Origin of the sequence: uncultured Hymenobacter sp., assembly GCF_964243305.1 — a bacterium.
Lineage (GTDB): Bacteria > Bacteroidota > Bacteroidia > Cytophagales > Hymenobacteraceae > Hymenobacter.
The window spans coordinates 200,860-226,846 of sequence record NZ_CAXTEF010000003.1; the positions used below are offsets into that span (position 1 = coordinate 200,860).

Here is a 25,987-nt window from a genome sequence, read left to right on the forward strand (position 1 = left end):
TTTAAACAATGGGTACTTCCCTACCCCCCCTTTGCCCTACGGGGGGGGTAGGGAATCAGCAGTTCAGCCTAGCCCGGCGTTTTCAGCACTCGCACCAGCAGCTCCAGCACGGGATAGGGCGTCAGGGCGAGGCGGCGCACGGTGAACACGCCCACGTGATTATCGACCGTGCGGAAGGCTATCACGTCGTTCCGGGCGAGCACGCCGGTGGATGGGGCCGGCGCGGCAGCCTGAGTGAAAGCCCCAGCAATGAGCGTCGGCGTGGCGAGCCGCACGAAGGCGACACTGTCGAGCGCAGTGCGACGCAACACGGCGCGGGCGGTCCGGTCCGGGTTTTCATACACGACCAGGGAAGTTGCACCGGGGCGGTACACGAGGTCAATAAGCTGGCGGCCAGGCGCGCTGGCCCGGATGGCCGACGCCGGCAGCGCCAGCCCTGGTAGCAACGCCACGAAAGGACGCGCCGGCCGGGCCGGCGCCGTGGGAATGCGCAGCGTGTACTGATGATAGTCGGCCGTTGAGTCACGGTTGATTACGCGCACCCGGAAAGTGCGCGTGGACATGTTGTTACCGTCGGAAACCGTAAACTCCCAGCGCTCCCTGCCCGAAGTAGTGCGGGTGCCAAAGGAATTTTGATAGACAAGCTGGCGCCGGGCTGCCGCCGCGGTGAACGTGGAATCGAGGTAGACGAGGGAGTCTCCAGGCACGTTGCGTAGCGGCAGGGCCGGGGTGGCGTACACCTGTGGCACCGGGGTCGGCTCATACCGCACCGTGACGCGAAAGTGGGTCAGGGCCAGCTCGCTCGTGGTATCGACCGAGGCATAAAGGCGGGAACTGAGCGTGTCGCCGGGGCCAGCCGTGCGGTCGCTGGAGGTGAAGCGCGACGAGCCGATGAAGTCGAGCCGCACCGGCCGCGGCTCCTTGGTGCAGGCCGTGAGCCCGGTGAGGGCAGCTAGGAATAGTGAAAGAGAAAGGCGCATAGCGAGTAAACGAACGTCAAAGGTCGGGCGCCGGCCGCGCACCGCCGGCTTCTGCGACTTCTGCGACTTCTGCGCTTTTCTTCCGCGTCCTCGGCGGGCTAAAGTTGCCGGGTGGTCAACGCCAGGAAGCTAATGTCTCCAGGCAAGCAGGAAACTTCCAACCGCCGTTTACCTTTAACGCGACAACAGCCCGCCCTCGTCTTTCTCCCGTCTCTTTTCTCCATGAAATTATCCTCCCTGACGCTGGCCCTGCTGCTGGCCGCCAACGGCCCCGCCCTGCTGCCCGGCCTCACCACCGCGCCCGCCGCCGCCCAGCAAAAGCTGCCCCTGACCCTGGAGGACGTCTTCGCCAAGCCCACGTTCCGCGCCGCGGCCGTGCCGGGCTTCGACTGGATGCGCGACGGCCGTTACTACGCCGCCCTGGACGAGGGCAGCCTCGTGCAGCACGAAGTGGCGACCGGCAAAGCCGTGCAAACCCTGGTGCCGGCCGCCGACCTGAAACTAGACGGCAAGCCGCTGGCCGTGGACGGCTACCGCTTCAACGCCGACGAGCAGAAAATCCTGTTCACGACCGACACCGAGCCCATCTACCGCCACAGCTCCAAGGCCAGCTACTACGTCTACGACCGCGCCAGTAAGAAGCTCACGCCGCTGAGCGCGGGCGGCAAGCAGAGCTACGCCACGTTCTCGCCAGACGGCCTGCGCGTGGCCTTCGTGCGCGACAACAACGTGCTTCTGACTGACTTGGCGACGATGCAGGAAAAGGCCGTGACCACGGATGGGATTAAAAACCAGCGCATCAACGGCAGCACTGACTGGGTGTACGAGGAGGAATTCAGCTTTGCGCAGGGCTTTTTCTGGTCGCCCGACAGCAAGTATTTGGCTTACTACACCTTCGATGAAAGCCAGGTGCCGGAGTACGACATGCAGCTCTGGGGCAATTTATATCCGAAGGAATACCGCTTCAAGTACCCCAAGGCGGGCGAGAAAAACTCGGCCGTCGGCGTGAGCACCTACGACGTGGCCGCCGGCCGCACTCAGAAGATGGACGTGGGCCCGGAGCCCGACCAGTACCTCCCGCGCGTGACCTGGACGCAGACGCCCGGCCAGCTCAGCATCCGCCGCCTCAACCGCCTGCAAAACAAGCTCGAAGTCATCCACGCCAACGCCGCCACCGGCCAGGGCCGCGGGGTGCTGACCGAAACCGACCCCGCCTACCTGGAAGTGGCCGATGATGACTTGCGCTACTTGCAGGGGGGTAGGGAATTTCTGTTTGCCAGCGAGCGGGACGGTTTCCGCAATCTGTACCTGTATAACATGAGCGGCAAGCTCACGCGCCAGCTCACCAAGGGCCGCTTCGACGTGAGCGAGGTCGTGGGCGTGGATGAGAAGAACGGCTTCGTCTATTACACCAGCCCCGACCCGTCGCCGTTGCAGCGGCACCTGTTTCGGGTGAGCTTGAAAGGTGGCAAAACCCAGCGCCTAAGCGAGCCGGGGGCCGGCACCGACGCCGTGAACATGAGCCCCGACTGCCGCTACTTCCTCAACACCCACAGCAGCGCGGGCGTCCCGGCCGTGGTAAGCCTGCGCGAGGGTGCCACCGGCAAGCTGGTTAAAACCCTGGAGGACAACGCCCCGCTGCGCCAGACGCTGAGCCAGTACAACCTGGGCGCGCTGGAATTTATCTCCTTCAAAACCAGCGAGGGCGTACAGCTGAACGGCTCCATGCTCAAGCCCGCCAACTTCGACCCCAGCAAGAAATACCCGGTGCTGATGTACGTCTACGGCGGCCCCGGCTCGCAGACTGTGGCCGACAACACCGGCGCGGGCGTCTCGTTTCGCAACTACCTCTACCATCAGCTCTTAGCGCAGAACGGCTACCTCGTGGTGTCGGTCGATAACCGCGGTACCGGCGCCCGCGGCGGCGCCTTCCGCAAGACGACCTACGCCAACCTGGGCAAGCTCGAAACCATCGACCAGGGCGAAGCCGCCAAGTACCTGGGCACCTTGCCCTACGTCGACAAAAGCCGCATCGGCATCTGGGGCTGGAGCTTCGGCGGCTACATGACGGCGCTGGCGATGACGAAGAACGCCGACCTCTTCAAGCTGGGCATCTCCGTGGCGCCGGTCACCAACTGGCGCTACTACGACAGCATCTACACCGAGCGCTACCTCAAAACGCCCCAGCTCAACGCCGCCGGCTACGACGACAACTCGCCCGTGCAGTTCGCCCAGAACCTGAAGGGCAAGTACCTGCTCGTCCACGGCACCGGCGACGACAATGTGCATTTCCAGAACTCCATCGCCTGGGTCGATGCGATGGTGAAAGCCAACAAGGACTACCAGACGCTCTACTATCCCAACCGCAACCACGGCATTTCGGGCGGCAACACCACGCTGCACTTGTACCGGCAGATGATGAATTTCGTGCTGGCGAACCTGTAGGGTGAGAACAATGGTGTTAGCTAGGCTACGAACATCTCATATCTGGTAAAGCAACTGAACAGTAATATTTTAATGATAATTATTTTATTGTTATTTTAGGAAAATGATATTATTTATCAACATTGACATCATACATTTACAAGCAGACACAGTTAGGGAAAGTTAATGAGGATGTGTCTACTTCATTAACCTCCGCAATAAACCACTCATCATTTCTCACTTTCCCATGAAAACCAACTTATCTCCTCTCTCTCGGCTAGGTAGTCTATTAACTTTATGAACAACGATGTTTTTAATAAGCTGCGACCGTGATAAGTTAGCTAGCGAACTTCCTCAACCATCGGCCTCCAACACAAGCGCCGACGTAAGCGCTAACGCCAACGCAAGTGCCAACGCCAAGCTCGAGAACGTAGCCAGAGCACTCGCTAAAAGCCTTGGTGAAAACGCTTCCGCGCGGGGGCTTCTGAAGAAAGAAGCTTTAAAGCAATTTGACGGTGATTACGACGTACTCTACGCCGAACTTGTGAAACAAGTGCCGGCGTTTGGGCAACAGATGGAGAAAACCGTCAAGACCGAAATCGAAGGGCAGGTGGTTTCCGGAATGGCTCCTACGTTGCGGGATGTTCCTAACCTAAATATCTCCGTTCCGATTAACATCGACAAATGGGATGTTGCAAGCTACTCTCCGCTTGTCGTATTCATTCCGGCTGGCTATAATGACCGCGTGAAAAAGCAGCGGTTGAAGGCTTACGATAAGGATGGTAAGCTTCATTGGCTCGACGCCGATAATGCCCCTGATTTCCCAATTATCGTCGTTGGTCCAAGCGAACGGGTCACCGTTGATGCCCGTGGCAACTTACAGAACCCCAAACAAGGTTCTCCTTCCGATATACTCCTGCCTAGTGACCCCGATGGCGGGGGCGGAGGTGGGGGAGGTTGGACACCGCCTGTCTCCTACGTACGGGTGGACAAGCGGACCGAGTACTTGAAGTCTTTGTGGCTGGAAGACGTTAGTGAGTACGAGACCTACATTCTAGGCAAGCCTGAAATTCGGCTCCAGATTATGGCTCCCACTGGTGGTGCCGGAGGCACTTCTATTCTGGATGTCATGTACACCATGACCCGAAGCGAGATAGAGAGTACTTGGCGCACCAACACGGCCCTGTTTCTATGGGATAAAGCTGTATATAGCAATGCTGTAGGATATGCATGGTATGAACAGGACGGGGGCACCATCGCCGACGTAAAATTATCAATTGGCTTCGAACTGCTTGGGGTGAAAGCTACCAGGGAGGTTACTTTCAAAATCGCAAATGACGACGACAGAATTAGTGTAAGTTCCATGCATTTTGACTTTGAGCCGTCGGCAGGCGGCTATTACACTGGTGGCACCGGTGGCATTAGAGAATTTCGCTGGGTTCTTGAAAATCTCTAGTCAATGAGCACCAGAGCTATTTTCTCAGCGGTGGTTGCCGGTTGTCTACCAATTGTGCCTAGCCGAAACCGCGGCCCGGTGGTTAGCTGGCTGGCCGGTTGTACACTGGCCTTGCTGGCCTCTCCACTAGCCGCGGCTGGCCAGCAGTTGGAAGCAGTTGGGGCCGCTGTCAGTGGCAACGTTACGCAAACCCTGGCTACGCCGAAGGTTATTCCCATACTGCCCTACGCGCTGGCGACGGACGAGGACCTTTCGCGCTACGACGAAGTTGGCTATCGGCTGAGCGCCTATGCACGCTGGCAGGTAGGAGACTCCCGCTTTTTCGCGCAGCCGGAGTTAGCTTATACCTCCACGCGTGGGCAATCCTATTTGGTGCTATATGATTTAAATGGTCCAATTGGCCCGTCTTATTCTACCTTTGGGCACCGGATATGGCGCTGGGAAGCAGCGGCTCTCGGCGGGCTGCGTACCAGCCGGCGCACCTACGTGCTGGCGGGTCCGGTGCTGGTCGTTAATCGGCGTGATGCTCTGCTGGAAGTTCGGCCTACTTCTCCTCCTGATCCTCCCACAGCCACCATCTACAATAGCCTGAATCAGAGTGTAGAGCGATTACAGGTGCTGGGTCAGGTAGGGGTGGGATTTGTTGCCGGACGTTTCGATTTCAACCTACGCTATGAGCAGAGTCTGACGCCTTATTCGCGGCGTTTTCTCTTCGAGAACAACGTTTATCCCTACCGGCAGCACCTTCGGCAGGGTATTTTTACTGTTGGCTTTCTTGCATACAAGAAAAAGTCATAGCTGCGGCGAATTATGATTTAAAAAGCCGACTACTACTCGTAGTCGGCTTTTTTCAAGTGTGTCACCACCGCTTTCCTTGCATCAGGTTAAGCATATTTCCTACCCCTAAATTTTCATCCTCATCTTCGCAGACAGAACAGCATAATCCCTACCTCCACCAGCACAACCAAGCATCCAATCAGGACCAGCCAGTCGGGCTTAAAGCCGTCGAAATACTTCGCTCAGGCCACCAACATTAGGATGAAGACGGCCCCGTACATGGCGTAGGTTTTGCCGAAGCTCAGCTCCTGCCGCGTCGCCACGACGCCGTAGAACACCAGCAGTGCCGCCTGGCTGCGCTAGGCCGACGCCCGCACCATGCGCGCCCGGCCAAACATATCCCCTACCCCCCTTACGTCCGTGAAACCCTGCTGAGTCAGGAGCGCCACGGTTTCGGCGCTGAACGCCTCGTTGATTTCCAGGTAGAGGCCGCCGCCCGGCCGCAGCAGCGCCCGGCCCAGCGCGGCCAGCCGGCGGTAGAAGAGCAGCGGGTCGTCGTCGGGCACGAACAGGGCCGTGGCGGGCTCCCAGGCCAGCACATTATCGCGCATCAGCGCCCGTTCCGACTCGCGCACGTAGGGCGGGTTGCTCGCCAGCACGTCGAGCGTGCCGGGCGCGAGGGCGGGCGTTTCATTTAGAATGTCGAGCAACTGAAACTGGACTTGCGGCGCATACCTGGCGGCGTTGCGGCGGGCCACGGCCAGCGCTTCGGCCGAAATATCGACGGCCAGCACCTGCGAGCGGGGTAGGGCACGGGCCAGCGCCAGGGCCAGGCAGCCGGAGCCAGTGCCCACGTCCAGCACGCGCAGGCCGGGCCGGCCCCGCAGCTCGGTTTCGATGAGGCGGGCCAGCTCCTCGGTTTCGGGGCGCGGGATGAGCGTGGCGGAAGTGACCTCCAGCTCCAGGCCGGCGAAGTGCGCGGTGCCGAGCACATACTGCACCGGCTCGTGCGCCAGCAGGCGGGCGGTGAGGGCCGGCAACTGCCGGACTACTTCTTCTGGCACCAAGGCGGCGGCCCGCATCCGGCGCTGCAAGGGGCTGAGTTGCAACAGATGCTCCCCAACCAAGTCGGCAATGGCGTCGGCTTCCGGGGCCGGGTAGATGGCCTGGAGCGCGGCGGCAAGGTCGGCGGTGAGCTGGCGGAGAGTCGTGGGCAATGGAAGCGGGCTTTGTACTAATTATGGCCGTCCGGCGCCGCCACGAAGTAGCCCGGCGACTTCCCTCGTCCCGTCATCGGGTCACTGCGCATGTTAAATGGGGAGGCGGGGTAGCCTTCAGCTGGAAGAGAGGGGGTAGGGAATTGCTCGGACAGCCTGGCCGGCCGCGTCTGCGTATCATTCCTCCAAAGCTACCCTATCTCCTCCCACCCCGTGCCCAACTTCACCGACTCCGACCACTTTTTCATGCGCCGCGCCCTCGACCTGGCGCTGCGCGGCGGCCAGGCCACCCGTCCCAATCCGCTGGTTGGCTGCGTCGTGACGCACCAGGGTCGCTGCCTCGGCGAGGGCTGGCACGAGCGGTTCGGCGGGCCCCACGCCGAGGTGAACGCGCTGGCCGCCGTGCCCGCTGCCGACCGCCAGTGGCTGCCCCAGAGCCGCATCTACGTCACGCTGGAGCCCTGCGCCCACCACGGCAAGACGCCGCCCTGCGCCGACCTGCTCATCCGCGAGGGGGTAGGCGAAGTGGTGATTTGCAACCGCGACCCCAACCCGCTGGTCGCCGGCCAGGGCATCGGCCGGCTGCGCGCCGCCGACATTCAAGTTGAAACCGGGCTGCTGGAAACCGAAGGACGCTGGCTCAATCGGCGCTTTTTCACGATGCAGGAAAAGCAGCGGCCCTACCTGGTGCTCAAGTGGGCCGAAACCGCCGATGGCTTTCTGGCCGGGCCTTACTTCCAGCCGGTACAAATTAGCGGCGAGCAGGCCCGGCTGCTCACTCATAAGTGGCGCACCGAGGAAGCGGCCATCCTGGTCGGTACCCGCACGGCCCTGCACGACAACCCCCGCCTCAACGCCCGCGAGTGGCCGGGCCCCCAGCCCGTGCGCGCCGTTATCGACAAAAACCTGAGTTTGCCGCCCACCCACCACCTGTTCGACCAGTCGCAGCCCACGCTAGTGTACACTTACCGCCAGCGTGCTCCCTGCGAAAACGTCGAATACATCACCCTCACGGAGCCCGGACACGGCCCCGGCCAAGTGGTGGATTTGCTGCCCCAGATGCTGGCCGATTTGCACCGGCGCGGCTTGCAGTCGGTGCTGGTCGAGGGCGGCCCGACGGTGCTCAACTCCCTGCTGGCCCACGACTTGTGGGATGAGATGCGCGTGTTTCGCAGCCGGGCCAGGCAGCTCGGCGCCGGCATTGCCGCGCCCAAGCCCGGCCTGAGCGGCTTGCAGGGTCTGGAAAACGCCGGCGACGATGAGCTGTTAACTTGGCTGAACTCCTAGAGCACAGAATTCTGCCGGCTTCTGACCTCGCGAAACTTTGCTGACTCCGCGAACCGAAGGACAACGCAGTTAAACTTTGCGCTGAATAACTCCCGCTCGAACCCAACTATGGCCGAAGACCTCACCCTCACCGCCACCACCAAAGCCGCCCGCTACGCCGAGCTGCGCCCCCAAATCGAAGCGCTCACTACCGGCGAGCCCGACCTGACCGCCAACCTGGCCAACACCGCCGCCGCCCTCAAGGAAGCATTTGGCTTTTTTTGGGTGGGTTTTTACCTCGTAAAAGAAGATGAGTTGGTGCTGGGCCCGTTTCAGGGACCGGTGGCCTGCACCCGCATCCGGCGCGGACGGGGCGTGTGCGGCGCCAGCTGGGCGCGGGCCCAAACGCTGCTCGTGCCCGATGTCGAGCAGTTCCCCGGCCACATCGCGTGCAGCAGCGCCTCGAAATCGGAAATCGTGGTGCCCATCATCCGGGGAGCCGGCAACGTTGTGGCCGTGCTCGATGTTGACAGCGACAAGTTGAACGACTTCGACGCCGACGATCAAGAGGCGCTGGAAGCGCTGGCGCCGCTCGTGGCCAGCTGGTTTTAAATGCCTAATGCCTAGTTGTCGGTCGAGTTAAGAGAATGTCATGCTCATCTGGCGTCCGCAAAGCGAAGCATCTCGCGCGGGGAAGTAATCTAAACGACTAAACGACGATGTAGTTAGTGCCGCCCGCGAGATGCTTCGCTTTGCGGACGCCAGATGAGCATGACATTCTATAAGCCGCTTCCATACCTGACAACCAGTAATTAACAGCTAACAGCCCATGAAAAAGCACTTCCACCTCCTCGGCGACTGGCGCCGCAACGTGCTGCTGGTGGCCGCCGCCGGCAGCCTGGGCCTGACCTTGCCCGCCTGCTCCGGCAACGACAGCAGCACGACCAGCAGCGGCACCGGCGCCGACTGGGGCGACCAACCCGCCACCCAGGCCGCCCAGACCTACAGCCAGGGCGTTATCAGCGAACTGACTGAGGTGCAGCCGGGCCAGTGGAAAATCACGGCCGAGCGCCCCGCCGGCAAGGAGGAAGTGGCCGCTATCCTGCGCCACTTCGATGGCAAAGTTGATACGCTGCAAGGCCAGGCCCTGCAGCGCCAGATGCAGGACTACAGCCGCGCCAATCCCGAAAACCGCAGCGGCAACTTCAGCATGATGAACGTGCTCATGTGGGGCGGCATCGGCTACATGGCCGGCCGCTTCCTCACGCCCAATCCCGGCTACTACGCCAACCCCGGCGTTTTGCAGCGCAACCAGGGCTGGCGCGCCAACGTGGCTCAGGAGCGCCAGAACCAGGGCCGCAGCTTCTTCGGCCGTGGCTTCAGCGGCCCCCGCGCCGCCGGCAACGCCGGCATCGCCGAGAGCCGCTCGACGGTGCGCAGCTCGCCGCGGCCCAGCTTCCGCAGCAGCGCGCCGGCCGGCCGCAGTTCCGGCTTCGGCAGCCGCGGCCGGTCGGGTGGCGGCGGGTTTGGGGGGTAGGGAGTTTCAGTGAGCAGTTGGCAGTGAACAGTGAGCAGTGTTGTTCAACTTCCTTGCTGGCTGCGGGCGCCGATGGCCCCGCTGGCACCCGCAGACGATGGTGTCGCCCCGCTGGGGCTCCGACCGTCTATATACTGGTTGTACTACTAATATGCTGCCCCACTGGGGCTGAACGTCTCACGGCTTACTATTCACTGATAACTGCTCACTGTTAACTGATAACTAAAAAATGATAAACCTCCTACCCCTGCCCGGTGACGCAACCCCCGCCGTGCGCGCGCTGGGTTGGGACTGGGCCATCGAGGAAGCCTGTCAGAACTACGTGGCCCGCGAAGCCGTGCAACTCACCGAGCGTGAGGCCGAAAGCCTGCTCGAAGCCGCCGACACGCTCTACGACATGCTGGTGCAGGCCATCCCAGATCCGATTTCAGAGGAGTTTCTGCGCAAGCTGGCCATTCCCGAGAACCTGTGGGCGGCCGTGCGCCACTCCTGGGAAGACGAGCGCCACTGGCACCTCTACGGCCGCTTCGACCTGGCCCTGACCGCCGACGGCCCCAAGCTGCTGGAATTTAACGCCGACACTGCCACCAGCCTGCCCGAAACCGCCGTGGTGCAGTGGGCCAGCCTGGTGGCAGCTGGTCAGTCGGAGGAAGGGCGCCAGGCCAACGGCCTCTTCGAGGGGCTCGAAGACCAGTTTCGCCACTGGCGCGCGCTCAACAACGATTTGGCGGACAGTCTCTTGCTGGTTTATCTGCCCGGCAGCGCCGAGGACGAAGCCAACTGCGCCGTGCTGGCCGAAGCCGCCCGCGCCGCTGGCTTTCCTACCCCCCACCTCTGTCCCATCGACGATATGCGCGTCACCGTCGAGGGCGCCGACCGCGGCGTGTGGGCCGAAACCGGCCCTGAGCAGTGGCAGAAGTTCGACTTTCTCTTCAAGCTCGTGCCTTGGGAGATTCTGGCCGAGGAAGAGCCCGACCTCACCGCCGACCTTGTTCAGCTTACCCTTTCGCGCACCGTCGTCATCGCCAACCCGGCGTACAGCCTGCTGTTTCAAAGCAAAGGCCTGCTGGCCCACCTCTGGGACACGTTTCCGCACCACCCGCTGCTGCTCGAAGCCAGCCTTCAGCCCCTGCCCGGCCACCATGTGCGCAAGCCGTTCTTCGGACGCGAAGGGCAGAACGTGGCCGAAATCGAAACGGCCGACGCGCCCGAACCCAAAGCCGAAGTGTCCGGCGACTTCGGCCAGCAGCCACAGCTTTACCAGCGTTGGGCCGAGCTGCCCACCGACGCGCAAGGCCGCCGCTACCAGGCCGGCGTGTTCTGGGCCGGCGAGGCCTGCGCGCTAGGCTTCCGCCGCGAAGCCGGGCTAATCACCAACCTCTCGGAGTTCGTGCCGCATTTGCTTGTCTGAACCACGGATTGGTCGGATTGGTCGGATTTCGAGGACGATTTCGCGTCAGCTCTATCTGAATTTCCTACCCCCTCTGAAAGAGCAAAGGCCACCCATGCGAGTGGCCTTTGCTCTTTCCTTAAAAATCGTCTTACGAGCCAAATCGTCCTCGAAATCCGACCAATCCGATAAATCCGTGGTTCAGACTTTAAACTGGCATACTACTGTTTCGCCGCCCTTCACTTTCTGGCCCAACTCAACTTTCACCTCGGCGTCGAGTGGGATAAACAAATCGACGCGCGAGCCGAACTTGATGAAGCCGAACTCGTCGCCCTGACTGACCTCGTCGCCCTCGTTCACATACCACACAATGCGGCGGGCCATCGCGCCGGCAATCTGCCGGAACAGGACCAGCGGCCCGGCTTCGCTTTCCACCACCACCGTGGTGCGCTCATTCTGGGTGCTGCTCTTGGGGTGCCAGGCCACGAGGTAGTTGCCGGGGTGGTATTTGAAATATTTGACGATGCCCGACACCGGATTGCGGGTGATGTGCACGTTGATGGGCGACATGAAAATGCTGATTTGCCGCCGCGCGTCGCCGAAGTATTCCGGCTCCTGCACCTCCTCAATCACGACCACTTTACCGTCGGCGGGCGCGATAAGCAAGTCTTCATTGGTGAAGCGGCGCCGGAATGGGCTGCGGAAGAACTGGAGCAGCAGCAGAAACGCCAGCGCCGAGCAGACCGCGAAAATCTGGTTGAACAGCCGGGAAGCGTTGTACTGAAACAAGAGTAGGTTGGTGGCTACCAGCACCAGAATCGTGACGAACAGGATGCGGCGGCCTTCTTTATGAATCTTCATTAATCGCAGATGGAGCAGATGGAGCAGCGAATATCGCGGACGCAAGCGGCGCGGTTAAGTAGCTAGAACTGAAATGGCCGGCCAGTAAGCCAACAGGGCAAATTACGGCCGCTAGCCGCAAACGGCTGCTGGCTGATACCAAAAAAGGCACTAGCCAACCGGCTCGTGCCTTTTCGTTCAAGCAAAACAACAGCGAACCAGCCATTATTTCTCCCGTCTGCTAATCTTTTAATGTGAGTATCTCGGCGTTACCCGCGCCTGCCAGGCCGGCCGAACCGCAATCACCGCAAACCAGCGCGGGACATCCCTGCCGTCAGTCATCTGACATCCGAACATCATCCGCGTTAATCCTTGAAGTCCACAACATCTGCGCTTCTAGAAGCCCCCGCGGTACTTGTACGTCTGGGCGACCTTGTCAATAGCCACCACGTAGGCGGCGATGCGCATCGGGATTTTATATTTCTGGCTTGTATCATACACCTTATTGAAGGCGTCGGTCATGATGCGGTCGGCGCGCTCGGTCACCATGTCGAGGCTCCACTTGAAGCCCTGCTTGTTCTGCACCCACTCGAAGTACGACACCGTGACGCCGCCGGAGTTGGCCAGGATATCAGGCACTACGAGGATGCCTTTGTCATTGATAATGGGGTCGGCCGAGGCCGAAGTCGGGCCGTTGGCGCCCTCCACGATGAGCTTGGCCTTGATGTCAGCGGCGTTGTGCTCGGTAATCACATCCTCCACGGCGGCAGGCACCAGCACGTCCACGTCGCAGATGAGCAGCTCGCTCGGGTCGGGCATGAGCGTGGCGCCGCTGAAGCCTTCGAGGCGGCCATTATGGGCGTTTTTGTAAGCCAGCGCTTCGTCGATGTTGATGCCGTCAGCATTCCAGTAGGCGCCGGAGATATCCGATACCGCTTTGATTTTCAGACCCTTGTCAAACAACAGCTTGGCAGCCCAGGAGCCCACGTTGCCGAAACCCTGCACGGCCACCGACGTGTTTTCGGGCTGCATGTTGAGCTTGGCCAGCGCGGCCAGCGTCGAAGTCATCACGCCGCGGCCGGTGGCTTCGGTGCGGCCCAAAGAGCCGCCCATCACCAGCGGCTTGCCCGTGACCACGGCCGGCGAGGTCATGCCCACAGTTTTCGAGAACTCGTCCATCAGCCAAGCCATTTCGCGCGGGCCGGTGCCCATGTCGGGGGCTGGAATGTCGCGGTCGGGGCCAAACACGTCCTTCAGCGCCACGGTGTAGGCGCGGGTGAGGCGCTCGACTTCGCCAGCACTCATCTCCAGCGGGTTGCAGATAATGCCGCCCTTGGCCCCACCGTAGGGAATATCGACCACGGCGCACTTCCACGTCATCCAGGCGGCCAGGGCTTTTACCTCATCCAGGTGCACGTGCTGGTCGTAGCGGATGCCACCCTTGCTGGGCCCCAGGATGGTGTTGTGAATGACGCGGTAGCCCTCGAACACGCGCACCTTGCCGTTGTCCATCGTCACGGGAATATGCACAATCACCTGCTTGTCAGCGGCTTTGAGCACTTCGTAAGTTTCGTCGTCGAGGCCGAGGATGTCGGCCGCCGAGTCGAAGCGCGACATCATCGATTCGAGCGGGTTTTCGCGGTCCAGCTTCGGGGCTGGCTCTTTATAAACGGCGGTGGCGGTAGCCATAAGCAGCGGGTGGTTAAGGGTGGGAATGGGGAATCAAAGGTATAATAACATACTACGCAGGGGCCGGCCGTTTGGCGGCGCGCGGCGGCAAAAACAGGGCCACGCTGGCCACATTTCTTTCTTTTTCGCGTCGCCCGCCGCCACTATGTGGCAATCAACCGCCTGTTTCAGTTAATCCCTACCCCCTCTCTTGCGGCCTTACTGCCCGGCCAGCAGCTGCAAGAGTGCCAGCACTGGCAAGACCAGCAGAAACGCGTCGAACCGGTCGAGCAGCCCGCCGTGGCCGGGCAGAAACGTGCCCGAATCCTTCACGCCCGCGCTACGCTTGAGCATGGACTCGGCTAAGTCGCCGAGCGGACCGAAGATGGCCACGACGCCCGCCGCTACCAGCCGGTGCGTGAGCGACAAATCGGGGATGAAGCTGCCCAGCACCCAGGCGATAATGAGCGTGAGCAACGCTCCGCCGGCCCAACCTTCCCAGGTTTTGGCGGGCGAGATGTTAGGCGCCAGCTTGTGCTTGCCCCAGGTTTTGCCGGCCGCGTAGGCGCCGATGTCGGACGCCCAGATAAGGAAGAGCAAGCAGAACACGCGGCGGTAGTCGTAGCCGTTTGCTTGTGTAAAGGGCAGAATATTAAGTAAGCTCATGGACAAGCTCACGTAAAAAATACCTCCCAGCGTGGCGCCGATATTAATGAAAGGCTGCCCATTGTTCGGCCAGCGTAAAATTTCATTAAGAACTAACACCACGGCCAGCAACGCCCCAGCTATCAGCCACAAGAAAAAGGTTGAGCCAGCTTGAAGCAGCCACAATCCTGAAGGCAACAGCACAGCCGGTTGTGATTCGCTTAACTGCGGATAAATAGTTGAGTTATTTGTCCAATTGAAAAGCTGGCTGTAATACCAATTTCCAGCAGTCAAATGAATGGTTGCGAAAACTATTATGCTTGCTATAATTCCAATCCAAGCCGCTGGCTTATACCCACACGCCCGCATGATGCGGTAGAACTCCTTGAGCATCACGGCCTGCGTGGCGGCGAAGAACAGCCCGAACGTGACCGGCCCGAACCAGACGCAGCCCAGCAGCCCGACCGCGCCGATGACGCCGTAGATAAGGCGCAGGCGCAGGTTGCTGGGGGCGGCTTTAGCCGGGGGAGGGGGGGTAGGGATTGGCGCCAATAGAAAAATGATTTTAGCGAACGGCAAACGTAAAGTCGGGGGCTGTTGCCGTCAGGAGCGCTTATTTTCCACGGCCGGGCCGACGTTGTGAACAGCGGGCGGCGCTAATTTTCCGGTCTCGTCCCCGCGGCTGATGATGTGCGCTTCGGCAACCGCGGCGGGACGCAGGCGCCGATATAGCTCAAAGAGCAAACCAGCGCTGAGCACGGCCGAAACCACGACCAGCGGCCAGGGCAGCGACTCGGTGTTGTCGGGGTTGAAGTCGGCGCCAAGCTTGCCCTGCTGCTGTAGATAAAGCAGCAGGAGCTGGAAGCCGTTCTGGGTGAAGTGCGCGGCCATCGGCACCAGAATGTTGCCGCTCCACTGATACAGGTAGCCCAGCACCAGCCCGAGCACGAAGCGCGGGAAAAACCCGAAAAACTGAAAGTGGATGGCACTGAAGATGGCCGCCGCCAGCCAGACACCCACGTGCGGCGAAAACCACTGCCCCAGGTTGCGCTGGATGACGCCGCGGAAAAACAGCTCCTCGGCAATGGCCGGCACCACGGCCACGACCAGCACCCCTACCAGAAACCGGCCCGGCGACGAGAACTGCGTCAGGTACTTGGTCAGGGTCTGGGCCCGGTCCTCGCTGGCGCGCGCCCAACCCTCGAAATCGCGCAGCACGGCCGGAAAATGCGTCTTGGCGTTCCACTCGACCAGCGCCGACATGACCGGCAGCATCAGAATGATGAGCAGCCCCGCCGCCAGCAGCGCCCAGGCCGGCACCGGCCGGCGCGGCGCGAAATAATCAACCCAGCGGCCGCCCGAAAGCAGCGCCAGTGCCGAGGCCGCGCCGCCAAACCCCACCAGCAGCAGCATGCCCTGCGAGACCATCGTGAAGTCCCAGCCCTGCCGGAAGCTGGCCGGATTCGCCATCACGGCGCTCATGCTGGCGCCGCCCAGCGTGAGCTTGGCGTAGAGGGAAACCAGAAAAACGCCCACGCAAAAGGCGCCCAGCATCAGCCCGACGAGCAGCAGCAGGTTCAGGGCCGGGTGGCGGGCGGTGGGCGGCGGGACAGAACCTTTCATGGGTGGCGGCTGGTTGCGAAGGGCGTAAATTTGCGTAAAATTAGTTGAGTGGGGGTAGGGCGCGGGGCTCGTCCTCGCCCGCCGCCCGCGCCTACCCCCCTGTTTGACTGCAACCCCCGCCGTTCAACGCCGGGCGGGGGCGAGCCCCGCACCCTACTTTATGGTTTCTATCGGTAACATTCAACTCTCTGATTTCCCCCTACTGCTCGCCCCGATGGAGGACGTGTCGGACCCGCCGTTCCGGGCCGTGTGCAAGGCCAACGGCGCCGATTTGATGTACACCGAGTTCATCTCCTCGGAAGGCCTGATTCGGGACGCGGCCAAGAGCCGGCAGAAGCTGGATGTGTTTGATTATGAGCGCCCCATCGGCATCCAACTCTTCGGCTCCGACGTGGCGACGATGGGCGAGTGCGCCCGCATCAGCACGGCCGCCGGCCCCGATTTGATTGATATTAACTACGGCTGCCCGGTCAAGCAAGTGGCCTGCCGGGGCGCGGGCGCGGCCCTGCTGCGCGACATTCCGAAGATGGTGCAGATGACCAGCGCCGTGGTGCAGGCCACGCACTTGCCGGTGACGGTGAAAACCCGCCTGGGCTGGGACGAAACAACCAAAAACGTGGGCGACGTGGCCGAACGCCTGCAAGACATTGGCATTCAGGCGCTCACCGTGCACGGCCGCACCCGCGTGCAGATGTACAAGGGCGACGCCGACTGGACCCTGATTGCGGCTATCAAGAACAACCCGCGCATCAGAATTCCCATTTTCGGCAACGGCGACATCGACTCCGTAGAAAAGGCGGCGGACTACAAAAACCGCTTCGGCGTCGATGGCATCATGGTGGGGCGCGCCAGCATCGGCTACCCCTGGGTGTTCCGCGAAATCAAGCACTACCTGGCCACCGGCCAGAAGCTGGCCCCGCCCACGCTGGAAGAGCGCGTAGCGGCCTGCCAGCTGCACTTTGAGAAAAGCCTGCAATGGAAAGGCCCGCGCGCCGGCATCTTCGAGATGCGCCGCCACTACGCGCACTATTTCCGCGGGCTGGAAGGCGCCAAACAGTGGCGCACGCGCCTGGTCGATGCCGAAACGCCGGAGGTGGTGCGGGAGATTCTGGCGGAAATTGCGGCGAGTGAGGCCGTGCTGGTGGGGTAGGATTCTGATTCTTGTACCTTCGCAACTATGGAAGCTATTCAACTGCACGCCCGCGCTGAAGCTGGTAAAATCTCGGTTGATTTGCCGGCCGAACATTTGAATTTAGCCAACGCTGAGTTTTTAGTTTTGCTGGTGCCGTATGTGCCGGCCCCTACCCCCCCTACCCGCTTCAAGCCCACTGATTGGGAGGCGCTGCGCAAAGCCTACGAAGCATTTGAAGGCCATGACCCGTACCCGACCGTTACGGACCCGGTAGCCTGGCAACGGGAGATACGGGGTGAGTGGGACCGGGACGAAACGCCCCAGCCATGAGTCAACGCGTGGTGGTATTGGACACTAATATTCTGGTTGCCGTGTCCAAGCAGCAGTTTAATCCAGCGATTCTGGGCCAGCACTACGAGGTCGTTCTGACTTCGGTAGTGTGCTGGGCGGAAGCCCTGGGGTTTGCTTTTCCAACTCCGGCTGAACAGGGCCGGATGGAGCTTTTCCTGCGTGGCCTGGAGGTGCGCCCTTTCACGATGGCGGAGGCGCAGTTTGTCGTGCAATACCGACGGCATCCGCAGCGCAAAATCAAGCTGCCCGACGCCGCCATCCTGGCCACGGCCCGTGCGGCCGGCGCGACCTGCTCACCGAAAACCTGAGCGATTTCGGCGGCCTCGACCCGCAGGTGCGCTTGCTGCGCCTGGCTGATTTATAGCCGGGCATTTTTCCTCTATTCATGGCTGATTCTACCACGGTGCCGGCCGCTTCCGCTTCTTCCACGCGCACGGAGCCTTCGGCCCAAGCGGAGGGGGTAGGGAAATTCAAGCCCGCCAAAATCCCTACCCCCCCTTCGCCCGCCAACCCCACCACGCCGCTGGCCTGGGCCTTGCTGCTCACACTGGCGCTTATCTGGGGCACGTCGTTCATCCTGATGAAGAAGGGCCTGCTCGTGTTTTCGGCCCTGGAACTGGGTGCGGCGCGGGTGAGCGTGGCGGCGCTGCTGCTCTTGCCGTTCGCGCTGCGCGAAGTACGGAAAGTGGAGCGCAGCCGCTTCAAGTGGCTGACGCTGAGCGGCGTGGTCGGGACGCTGGTGCCGGCATTCCTGTTTGCCTACGCCGAAACCAAGCTGGCCTCGGGGCTGGCGGGCGTGCTCAATGCCCTCACGGCGGTGTTCACGCTGCTGGTCGGCGCGCTGCTGTTCGGGCAGCGCCTGACGGGACCGCGGGTGCTGGGCATCGGGCTGGGCCTGGCCGGCACGGTGGTCTTGATGCTGCTGGGCGGCAGCGGCGGCGCGGCCACCCCCACCGGCGAGGGCAACGCCTGGTACGGCCTGTTCATCGTGGCTGCCACGCTGGGCTATGGGCTGAGCGTCAATGTTATCAAGAAGCACCTCACCGGCCTGGCGCCCGTCACCATGACGGCCGTCATGCTGCTGCTCATCGGCGGGCCGGCGCTGGCCTATCTGCTGGTAGGCACGGCGTTTCTGCACAAGCTGGCCGCGGTGCCCGGCGCCTGGGCGGCTTTCAGCTACGTTGCCCTGCTGGCCGCCCTGAGCACGGCCCTGGCCATGGTGCTTTTCAATCGCCTCATCAAGCAGTCCACGGCCCTGTTTGCCGCGTCCAGCACCTATTTGATTCCCATCGTGGCCCTGGGCTGGGGCGTGCTCGATGGCGAGGCCTTCAACCTCTGGCATGGGGTAGGGATGCTCATTATATTACTTGGTGTGCTGATTATTCACCGGGCGAAGTGAGTTGAAAGAGAAGTTAAAAGTTGACAGTTAAAAGTTAAAAGTCCCTACCCCCTCGCTTGGCTTGAAGCTGAATGAGGGGGTAGGGACTTTTAACTGTCAACTTTTAACTCACATAAGGCCACTGCTGAAACTTCGGCGGCAGCCCGGCTTTCAAGCTGTTGCGCTGCACATACGCCACCAGCCGGCGCAGCTCAGCCGCATCGTGCACCACGTAGTCGTAGGCGCCCGTCTGCCAGAAATCGGCTTCGGGCGGCAGCCGGGGGCGCACGAAGCGGCGGCAGAGCTGCCCCGTGCGCAGATGCAGCAGCTCCAGGGCCTTGGAGAGCGAAAGCCGGTTGCTGGCTGGGCAGTGCACCACGGCGTGCACGTGGTTGGGCAAAATGGCGAAGCCCGGCACCTGAAAGCCGCTCTCTTCCAGCATCATAATTTCGCCGGCCAGGGTTTCGGCCATCGGCTCGTATTCTGCAAACCAGGCCGGGCCAACCGTGGGCCGGTCGAGCGCCGCGTCAAACTGCGCGAAAAACTGCTTCTGGGCGCGGCGCTGGGCGGCGGCCAGCTCGTCGGCGGTTGCGCCAGCGTTGCTTTGCTCGCGCAGTTGCTGCTGAGCTTCGAGCTGGGCGGCGCGCAGGGCGCGGCCCTGCGTGGCACTCAGGCTGCGGGCCAGGCGCAGGGTCGTGAAGATGGTTTCGCCGGTTAAAGCCACGGGTTTCTAAGGTTAAACTGTTCGGTCGCATTTCAAGGACGACTACTCAAAGTCAATTCTCGCACAGCTGGTGCGAGAATTACTCCAACCAGTGGTTGGAGAATTTTCCGCCAGCAACTACTGCAACCAGCGGTTGCAGTAGTTGCTGATAACACCCGGACCTGAAAATTATCGAGTTTCAGCCTGAGCACTCGGCCAAGCTGAATCTCTGCCTGACCAGACAACTAGCTTTGCCTCATGCCGATGCTCCGACCCTTGCTGGCGCTGCTGCTTCTCAGCCGCCTCGCCGTCGCCCAAAATTCCCTACCCCCTCCTGCCCGCCTCGACTCCGCCGCCCACGCCCTGAGCGTGGCCGAGTTTCAGCGCAATCTGAACCACGAGTTCAGCGACCCCAAGGAGTCGCCGCTGTCGGCAGCGGAGCGACAGGCCTTCCAGTCCCTGTCCTACTACCCCGTCGGCTACGGCTACTACGTGGTGGCCCGGCTCGTGCGCGACTCCACGGCAGCGCCTTTCACGATGGTCACGAGCACCGACCGGCGCCCGCTCTACCGCAAATATGGCACGCTCTACTTCATCCTCGCTGGCCAGCCGCAGCAGCTGAGCGTCTACCAAAGCCTGGACCTGCTCCAGCGCCCCGGCCTGGAAGACTACCTGATGGTGCCCTTCACCGACCTCACCAATGCCCACGGCAGCTACGGCGGCGGCCGCTACCTCGACCTGCGCCTACCCCCCGCCGGCAGCACCATCCTGCTGCTGGATTTCAACCGGGCCTACAATCCGTCGTGCGCCTACAACCACGCCTATTCCTGCCCCGTGCCACCGGCGGAAAACCGGCTGCGCGTGGCCGTGCCAGCGGGCGTGAGAGATTAGGAAAAATATAGAATAGGTAGAACTCATAGCCTACTTTAAAGCTGCCACCAAAGAATCTAGAGAATCATAGCGGTTGGACCTTGGCATCCCACCTTCTTTAATAATCAATGTGTAACCGTCGCTGCCCTGCCTATGAGGCCGATAGTTATGTCCCAGCACGTACCGACCTTCTAATATCAATGCTACCCGGACTTTCAGCGGCATCCCGTCCACATCCGACACGCCTAGTAGCTTATTATGAATAGCATCGTTGGTGATATGAGGCCCTTTAGGGTCAATGGCCCACAGGCATTTTTTAGTCCACAGTAAGAAGTCTGGGAAAAACTTAGTCGTGCCTTCACCGATTTCAGCAATGGGAATGTAGTAGCCGGTTTGCGCCGGATTACGGCACCAATCCAGTCCCAGATTATCCAATGCGTCAGCTACTAACACTTCAAACCGGTTCAAGCCGTTGTACTCAGCATGAAGGGCGTTTTGGTAGGTTCGCACCTGGTATTTTGCCCGCTTAGCGGTATCATCTACTGCTAAGTTAGGAGCGACCAAGTTGAACGGTTTTAATTCATACGGGTCGTCAGGCTCGTATTCCAAGCGGAAATAGCCATTCAATTCCTGCTCAACTAGGCTTAGGTTTCGATTAATTGTGAGCATAGCTCGTGAGCCATATTGCATCTTCTGCTTTAAGGCTTTTTCGTCTTTTATATCGTGTGAGAAGCACGTACTATTGGGTCTCACGATTCGCCCATCAGTGGCATTGAGGCGTTCAAGCAAGTAATTCCAGACCCGAATCTCGGCGTTGTCGGTACGCTTCTCCTCTTTTTGCAGGCTCCCATCTTCCGCATTGCGGTGCATGTCAAACACGCGAGTTTTCACCCGGCCAGGGGCCCGCAAGTCTTCCGGGGCAAACAGCGGCACATGGTCGGTCAGTACTTTATCCAGCGCCGCTAAATCTTGGCCGAATGATTCAAGCACCTGCGGAATCTTTCGTTCTTCCCGCGTCGGCACCAAGCGCGAAGGCGGGACTTTACCGCCTCGGTTATTCAGCGCGATAATTTCGTAGCCCTCCCGTTCCATCTCCTGCTGCGTAGCCCTTACCAGTGAGGTAAAGTCTTCGTCAGGGACATTAAAGTAGAAGTAAGCAGAGTTTAAATCGCCGTCAGCAAAAGGCGTAGCATTTGGTTGACGCACAAAGCGCCCGATTTTCTGCGATATATCAACCATCGACTTGCCAATACCGTCCAGGTAGGCCACGTAAGCCCACGGCTCGTCCCAACCTTCGCGTAGCGACAAATTCCAGATGATATGCGTGTAGCCATCAGCCCGCAAGCTTTCGGGCGTTTTCTTCGCCTTGTGCGTGTCGATGAGCGGATTCCAGTTCACGCTAGGATTCGCATCCCGCATCGCTTTATCAATGGACGAGAGATGAACCGCAATGCGCTCCGGCCCTACCCCCAGGTCGCGGGTCAGAATCTCCCAGACCTCCAACCCGGCCAAGGTCGAATTTACCACGCCGCACCAGATGGGGCTTTGCGATGCACTGGCCGGTAGCTTGCGGCTCAACTCTACCCATTTATCGTTGGAATCCTTCACGGCATCGCTCCGGGTCGTGTTGCAGTCCACCAAGTAGAGCCGCGTCTTTAGCAAGCCAGCTTCTACTACTTCCGTCGTGTTCACCTTTACCGTCTGCCGGGCCTGGGCGGCGGCTTTTTCGGGACCGGTTTTGCCCGGCATCAACTCAACTAACGCCGGAGGCAAAGGCGAAGCCGAAGCCAACACGAAGGCGCGCGGCCGCAACTCAGTCAGGCGCGTAAATTGATTATTGGTCGCGCCGTGGGCCTCATCATATACCACGTACAATGGCCGGTGCCGGGCCTGCGGCCCCCGGCCAGCCAACATTTCCCAGTATGAGGTGCCGCCCCGCTCCCGATGCACATTCAGGCTTTCGCCGGCCGGGTCCTGGTTGAACAAGGCGACCGTAGCCAGCAAAATGGTGAGGCCGCTTTTAGCCTCCACGATGCTGCTCCACTCGGTTTCGGTTAGGCGCCCTAGCTCGCGTACTTCGGCGTTTTCGGGCAGCAGGGCAGCGTAGCTACCGCCCGCGCTTAGGTTAGTGGCCGTTTGGGAGATGACGGCGCCGCGGTTGGTCGTCCACAAAATGATGGCATCGCCCAGCGCGGCTGCGGCTACGGCCAGCATCGGCGTCTTGCCGCTGCCTGTGATGGCGTTTAGCCGGCACAGGAACGGGTATAGCTCCGCCGTATCCGAATCATAATGAGGCTTAAACTCGTCTGACGGAAATGAGGTCAGCATCCGAGTCAGCTCGCCAGCGGCTCTGAGCTGGAAAGGTTTGAGAGTGTCGCGGGTCAGTTGCACAAGAATAAACTTAGTAGTCGTCGGTAGCGTCAATTTCTTCTTCCAGCAGGTTGAGGCGAGCTAGCAGCGAATCTGGAATTTGCTGAAACCGGTACAGATTGTCGTTCAGCGGCGACACGTTCGCCACGGCATAGATGTACACGGGCTTGCTCACACCGGCTTGCCGGGCCTCTTCCATGATTTTAGACCGAATTTCCTTTGTTAATGCCTGATGTCCGCGTATCGGGCCCCGCTCCCAGACCAGTGCAATCCCAAAGCCCAGCCGGGTTTTGCCAATTAGGTATTCGTAGCCGTCCATGCGGCAGTCCTGCCGGTTAGAATCTTCCTCCACGATTTGCAGAATGATATCAGCCAGGTTTTCCCGGTCCGATTCCATCAGCATCTTCTTATCTACCGTGCGCTTGGCCTCGAAGAATGTGAAGCCGCCCGGCAAAGCGGGGTGCTCTTTGCCATCGGCCCAGCGCCCGGCCAGCAGCCGCCGGATGCGCTCCGCCGTGAGCCGGTCCGTGTACTCGTCACGGGGTAATTTCTTGTTCGTAGGGTCACCGTTTTCTACCATGACAAACCGCCGCCTACCCCCATCTTCGGCATTCATAGCCAGCACCGCGTGGCCCGTCGTGCCACTGCCTCCGTAGGGGTCAAAAATTTTAGCTTCGGGGTTATCCCACGTTGCTAGCGCAAACAAGCGTTTTAGAATTAGATGGTCTTTGGGATGATTGATAGCATCGTCAAATCCCAACAAGGATTTTAGGGTCATCACCGACTGCCGGGCGTCTTTTTGAAGAACGGAAGTAATCACATCATTCTCACGTCCTCCAAATAGGTATTTTTTGATTTTTGGGGTTCCTGCCCCCTTCCAAACAACTAAGTCATCATCGACTAGCTTCTGGAATGCCTCTAGATTTGCAGCTCTCCAACCTTTGTCTGGTGTTCGGACTACTTCTCCAGTCTCAGCGTGTTCCACTCTAAATTTTGGGCCACCCGGTTTAGGGTATGTAGCATCCTCCTCCACGAAAGGGCCTAACTCAACGTGCCTGCTGTCCACATGAACATATTGTCTGATTGTCCAGAGAGGACTGTTTTTATCAATTCCTCGAACAAAGTCTTTGAGTCCCTTGGAGATTTCAGCAGTGTTATTTTTATAAAGCTCACATAAACGGTGAAATTCATTTAGGAATGGCGCTAGCCCTGGCTTCGGCTCACGCCATTTTCCCTTCTGCTTTATTATCTGGTCGAGAGCTTCTTTATCCCGCGCCCAGACCAGCATATATTCGTGGCCTTCGGAGATGTAGCTCGCGTCATTCTTGCGCGACCGTTCCCAAATCAACGTTGCCAAACGATTTTTTTCGCCGAACATTTCTTCCAGCAGCATCCAGAGGCGGGGCAGTTCGTGCTCATCAATACTCACAATGAGTACGCCCGTGTGTTTCATCAGCTTGCGCGCGGCCCACAGACGCGGAGCCATGTGGTTTATCCATTTGGTGTGCTTCGAGGCATCATCCAGGCTCACGCCTTTCTCTACGTAGTTGGCCGTTTTCTTCAAGCGGGCTTCTTCGGCGCGGCTAAAGCGGTAGTTGTCGTTATAGATAAACGTATCCTTGCCGGTATTATAGGGCGGGTCGATGTATACAACATCAAATCCCGTCGTCGGCCCACCGCGAAACTCCGTGAGCAAGGAGCGCATCACGGCCAAATTGTCGCCATCAATAATGCGATGCTCACCGCCCTCTCCCACCGGGTAGCTGCGCGCGTCATCCCGCTGCAATTTCACCGGCTTCACAATCTCGGCCAAGAAGCGGTTGCGCCCCCGCCACATCAGCGCCGCATCATTGGAGCCTGTTTCAGCAATATGGCCGAAGGCAGTAGTCAGACGTTTTTCCTCTTGCAACTCTTCCACCATCTGAATGAGTTGGTCCTTCTCAAGCGTTTGTAGAATAGGAAAATCAGTAGTGTTTTTAGTCTTCATCGGGTACAGTCGAGTTGTTCTCAAAGGTACTTGATGCTATTAAAGCTAGCAAACGCAAAAAGCCCCGGCCGCCATAGCAGCCGGAGCTTTTTGCGTTTTCCGAAACGACTCCCTACCCCCCTGCCTCGGCCGGGGCGGCAGCGCCGCCGCGGCCGGCGGCCACTTGGCGGCGGGCCTGGCGGTAGGCGGCGACCAGCTCCGGGAAGTCGTCTTCGAGCGTGTCGAGGCGGGTATCGAGGCGGTCGAGGGTGGCGCGCAGCTCCGTGACCAGCTTTTTGGCGGTGGTGCGTAGTGTGGAGCCGGCAATCTGCTGGCCGCGGGCGGTGCCGATGAGCGGGCGGTAGGCGGCGGCAGCCGTGTCAAGCTCGGCCAGGTGCTGGGCCGTGACGCGCTCCGGGGCCAGCTCGGCGGCCAGCGGCTGGGCCGCGGCGCGCACCGCGTCGAGGGTATCGGCCAGGGCCGAGTCGCGCAGCTTGTCCAGGCCCGATTTGGTGAGCACCGCCACGGCGGCCAACTCCGGGCGGGGATGGTCGAGCTGCACGGCCCGCAGGCCCTTAATCACGCGCAGGGCCGCCGCTACGGCCGTGGCCTCGGCAGCGTCTTTGGCATCGGTGTAGCCCTGGCTGCTGAGGCCCTGGCGCTGGCCAGCCACTTGGTCGAAGGCGGCGAGCTGGGCCGTGAGCTGCTCGAAGTCGGGCAGTAGGCGCGGAGCTTCGGCTTCCCAGGTCGGGCGGCTGGCGGCTAGCTGGCGCTCGGTCTGGCGGGCCATCGTGTAGTAGTTGAGTTCTTGGTCGGTCATAGAGATAAATAAGTAATGGAAGGGAATTGAAGTTGACGGGTTAAAGCTACTGCGCCGCCTACGCGCCCGCAAGCGGCCGGCTGCGGAGTTGCGGGAAGCTCAATGGCGGTTTCGGAGCAGTTGAGAGCCGTTTCGCGGCCCCGCGCCCGCTGGCGGGCGGGTCGGCGGGCGGTTTCGGCGCCCAAAGTATAAATTTCGCCAGAGCGCGTATGAATTTCGCGGAGCGAAGAAGGGGTTGCGTGGGGCGAAGGGGTATTTTCGCCTTACCAACCAGCCTTTCCCAGCGACGTAGGGTGCGGGGCTCACCCCCACCCGGCATCCGCGCCAATTCGACGACCACTGTTCGACGCTGGGCGAGGACAAGCCCCGCACCCTATGGCCCGGTTCAGCTTGGAGTTGGCGTAGCCCTACCCAAACCTAGCCCAAGCAGCCGAGCAGCAGGCCCAGCCCCCACTCAGGCCAGCAAATCCTTGCGCTTACTCCTGAAACAGGGCCAAATACTCCGAAAACACAAACATGCGGTTGCGCTTATACCCCGTTATCTCGCGCAGAATGCCTAGCGTTTCCAAGTCCG

Annotated in this window: 23 protein-coding genes; 12 read left to right on the forward strand and 11 right to left on the reverse strand. The window is 60.5% G+C overall.

Features of this window, described 5'->3' with window-relative positions; all coding sequences use genetic code 11:
* Positions 1-68: 68 nt before the first annotated feature.
* Positions 69-980 carry a hypothetical protein gene (locus tag ACFE70_RS03680; protein WP_375416362.1) on the reverse strand — a complete coding sequence of 304 codons (912 nt, stop codon included), beginning with the start codon at positions 978-980 and terminating at the stop codon, positions 69-71.
* A gap of 222 nt (positions 981-1,202) precedes the next feature.
* Here ACFE70_RS03680 and ACFE70_RS03685 point away from each other — a divergent pair, with 222 nt between their 5' ends.
* The 3 genes from ACFE70_RS03685 to ACFE70_RS03695 all read left to right on the forward strand — a co-directional run bounded on the left by ACFE70_RS03685 (position 1,203) and on the right by ACFE70_RS03695 (position 5,658).
* Positions 1,203-3,425, forward strand: coding sequence for a S9 family peptidase (locus ACFE70_RS03685; protein ID WP_375416363.1), 2,223 nt, complete (start codon positions 1,203-1,205; stop codon positions 3,423-3,425).
* Between the two features lie 286 nt (positions 3,426-3,711).
* Positions 3,712-4,860: a DUF3103 family protein gene (locus ACFE70_RS03690; RefSeq protein WP_375416364.1), complete on the forward strand. Its 1,149-nt coding sequence runs from the start codon at positions 3,712-3,714 to the stop codon at positions 4,858-4,860.
* Positions 4,861-4,863: 3 nt separating this feature from the next.
* Positions 4,864-5,658: a hypothetical protein gene (locus ACFE70_RS03695; RefSeq protein WP_375416365.1), complete on the forward strand. Its 795-nt coding sequence runs from the start codon at positions 4,864-4,866 to the stop codon at positions 5,656-5,658.
* A 221-nt stretch (positions 5,659-5,879) separates the two neighbouring features.
* Here ACFE70_RS03695 and ACFE70_RS03700 read toward each other — a convergent pair whose 3' ends face one another.
* Positions 5,880-5,975 (reverse strand): hypothetical protein, encoded by a 96-nt coding sequence (locus ACFE70_RS03700; RefSeq protein ID WP_375416366.1) that lies wholly within the window; start codon positions 5,973-5,975, stop codon positions 5,880-5,882.
* A 21-nt stretch (positions 5,976-5,996) separates the two neighbouring features.
* On the reverse strand, positions 5,997-6,854 hold the full coding sequence (gene prmC / locus ACFE70_RS03705) for a peptide chain release factor N(5)-glutamine methyltransferase (RefSeq protein WP_375416367.1): 858 nt from the start codon (positions 6,852-6,854) through the stop codon (positions 5,997-5,999).
* Positions 6,855-7,067: 213 nt separating this feature from the next.
* Here prmC and ribD point away from each other — a divergent pair, with 213 nt between their 5' ends.
* The 4 genes from ribD (at position 7,068) to ACFE70_RS03725 (ending at position 11,068) form a co-directional block, all read left to right on the forward strand.
* On the forward strand, positions 7,068-8,141 hold the full coding sequence (ribD, locus tag ACFE70_RS03710) for a bifunctional diaminohydroxyphosphoribosylaminopyrimidine deaminase/5-amino-6-(5-phosphoribosylamino)uracil reductase RibD (RefSeq protein ID WP_375416368.1): 1,074 nt from the start codon (positions 7,068-7,070) through the stop codon (positions 8,139-8,141).
* 108 nt (positions 8,142-8,249) lie between these two features.
* Positions 8,250-8,732 (forward strand): GAF domain-containing protein, encoded by a 483-nt coding sequence (locus ACFE70_RS03715; protein ID WP_375416369.1) that lies wholly within the window; start codon positions 8,250-8,252, stop codon positions 8,730-8,732.
* Positions 8,733-8,949: 217 nt separating this feature from the next.
* The gene (locus tag ACFE70_RS03720; protein WP_375416370.1) at positions 8,950-9,657 is read left to right on the forward strand and encodes a hypothetical protein; all 708 of its coding nucleotides are present in this window, start codon (positions 8,950-8,952) and stop codon (positions 9,655-9,657) included.
* 229 nt (positions 9,658-9,886) lie between these two features.
* Positions 9,887-11,068, forward strand: coding sequence for a glutathionylspermidine synthase family protein (locus ACFE70_RS03725; protein ID WP_375416371.1), 1,182 nt, complete (start codon positions 9,887-9,889; stop codon positions 11,066-11,068).
* 180 nt (positions 11,069-11,248) lie between these two features.
* Here the strand turns inward: ACFE70_RS03725 and ACFE70_RS03730 are convergent, their stop codons facing one another.
* The 4 genes from ACFE70_RS03730 to ACFE70_RS03745 form a co-directional block, all read right to left on the reverse strand.
* Positions 11,249-11,908: a phosphatidylserine decarboxylase family protein gene (locus tag ACFE70_RS03730; RefSeq protein WP_375416372.1), complete on the reverse strand. Its 660-nt coding sequence runs from the start codon at positions 11,906-11,908 to the stop codon at positions 11,249-11,251.
* A gap of 375 nt (positions 11,909-12,283) precedes the next feature.
* A complete protein-coding gene (locus ACFE70_RS03735) occupies positions 12,284-13,576 on the reverse strand; it encodes a Glu/Leu/Phe/Val dehydrogenase (protein WP_375416373.1) in 1,293 nt (430 codons plus the stop codon).
* Between the two features lie 198 nt (positions 13,577-13,774).
* Positions 13,775-14,779 (reverse strand): phosphatidate cytidylyltransferase, encoded by a 1,005-nt coding sequence (locus tag ACFE70_RS03740; RefSeq protein ID WP_375416374.1) that lies wholly within the window; start codon positions 14,777-14,779, stop codon positions 13,775-13,777.
* A 24-nt stretch (positions 14,780-14,803) separates the two neighbouring features.
* Entirely contained in the window at positions 14,804-15,823 is a 1,020-nt protein-coding gene (locus ACFE70_RS03745; RefSeq protein ID WP_375416375.1) for a lysostaphin resistance A-like protein, read from the reverse strand.
* 160 nt (positions 15,824-15,983) lie between these two features.
* Here ACFE70_RS03745 and dusB point away from each other — a divergent pair, with 160 nt between their 5' ends.
* From dusB to ACFE70_RS03765, 4 genes are all read left to right on the forward strand, one after another.
* Positions 15,984-16,973, forward strand: a complete 990-nt coding sequence (gene dusB, locus ACFE70_RS03750) for a tRNA dihydrouridine synthase DusB (RefSeq protein WP_375416376.1) — start codon at positions 15,984-15,986, stop codon at positions 16,971-16,973.
* A gap of 27 nt (positions 16,974-17,000) precedes the next feature.
* Complete coding sequence (locus tag ACFE70_RS03755; protein WP_375416377.1) at positions 17,001-17,285, forward strand: hypothetical protein; 285 nt, start codon at positions 17,001-17,003, stop codon at positions 17,283-17,285.
* Positions 17,282-17,614 carry a PIN domain-containing protein gene (locus ACFE70_RS03760; protein WP_375416378.1) on the forward strand — a complete coding sequence of 111 codons (333 nt, stop codon included), beginning with the start codon at positions 17,282-17,284 and terminating at the stop codon, positions 17,612-17,614. The genes ACFE70_RS03755 and ACFE70_RS03760 overlap by 4 nt, the downstream gene beginning before the upstream one ends.
* Positions 17,615-17,691: 77 nt before the next feature.
* Positions 17,692-18,705: a DMT family transporter gene (locus ACFE70_RS03765; RefSeq protein WP_375416379.1), complete on the forward strand. Its 1,014-nt coding sequence runs from the start codon at positions 17,692-17,694 to the stop codon at positions 18,703-18,705.
* 103 nt (positions 18,706-18,808) lie between these two features.
* Here ACFE70_RS03765 and ACFE70_RS03770 read toward each other — a convergent pair whose 3' ends face one another.
* Positions 18,809-19,408, reverse strand: a complete 600-nt coding sequence (locus tag ACFE70_RS03770; protein WP_375416380.1) for a transposase — start codon at positions 19,406-19,408, stop codon at positions 18,809-18,811.
* Between the two features lie 237 nt (positions 19,409-19,645).
* On the opposite strand from ACFE70_RS03770, the gene ACFE70_RS03775 reads away from it, so the two are divergent.
* Positions 19,646-20,278, forward strand: coding sequence for a DUF1684 domain-containing protein (locus ACFE70_RS03775; RefSeq protein ID WP_375416381.1), 633 nt, complete (start codon positions 19,646-19,648; stop codon positions 20,276-20,278).
* 30 nt (positions 20,279-20,308) lie between these two features.
* Here ACFE70_RS03775 and ACFE70_RS03780 read toward each other — a convergent pair whose 3' ends face one another.
* The 3 genes from ACFE70_RS03780 to ACFE70_RS03790 form a co-directional block, all read right to left on the reverse strand.
* On the reverse strand, positions 20,309-22,648 hold the full coding sequence (locus tag ACFE70_RS03780) for a hypothetical protein (protein ID WP_375416382.1): 2,340 nt from the start codon (positions 22,646-22,648) through the stop codon (positions 20,309-20,311).
* Between the two features lie 10 nt (positions 22,649-22,658).
* A complete protein-coding gene (locus tag ACFE70_RS03785) occupies positions 22,659-24,614 on the reverse strand; it encodes a site-specific DNA-methyltransferase (RefSeq protein WP_375416383.1) in 1,956 nt (651 codons plus the stop codon).
* A 112-nt stretch (positions 24,615-24,726) separates the two neighbouring features.
* A complete protein-coding gene (locus tag ACFE70_RS03790) occupies positions 24,727-25,413 on the reverse strand; it encodes a hypothetical protein (RefSeq protein ID WP_375416384.1) in 687 nt (228 codons plus the stop codon).
* Positions 25,414-25,987: the final 574 nt, after the last annotated feature.